This window comes from Aquirufa aurantiipilula, assembly GCF_019923745.1.
GTDB lineage: Bacteria > Bacteroidota > Bacteroidia > Cytophagales > Spirosomataceae > Aquirufa > Aquirufa aurantiipilula.
Window position 1 is genome coordinate 1 of sequence record NZ_JAANOG010000043.1, and the last position, 487, is coordinate 487.

The following is a 487-nucleotide window of genomic DNA, read 5'->3' on the forward strand; positions in this document are numbered from 1 at the left end:
AACAATGTAACGGTGACGAATTCCTTGGGAGGAACGGTGACAGGTTTAGGATCGGGAGCAAGTAATATATTGAATCAAGCTGGTGATTTTACGAGTGGAGTGGCTAATTTAACCACGGATGGTATTACTTATACCGGAGCTTCAGGAGCAGGAACCTTTACGTTTACCCCAGCATCTGGAACAGCAGTAACCAGTTCAAGTGTCACGATTAGTCCAGGAGCAGCGACAAAATTAGTGGTAACAGGAACAGGCACACAAACGGCCGGAACCAGCAATTCCATTACGATTACGGCCAAGGATGCGAGTGGAAACACAGCGACAGGCTATACAGGCTCAAAGAACTTAACTTTCTCAGGAGCAACGAGTTCAACAGCACCAGTAACGACGGCTAAGGTAACCAACAGTGCCGCAACAGATATTGCCTTTGGAACAACGACAGCCTTGACATTTGCATCAGGAGCTGTGACGACCAACATGAAGTTGTACA

1 protein-coding gene is annotated in these 487 nt (G+C 47.0%); it reads left to right on the forward strand.

Annotation, left to right across the window (positions count from 1 at the left end; translation table 11 throughout):
• Positions 1-487 (forward strand): hypothetical protein (locus G9H60_RS13265; protein WP_223144517.1); only part of this gene is annotated, 487 nt, incomplete at both ends.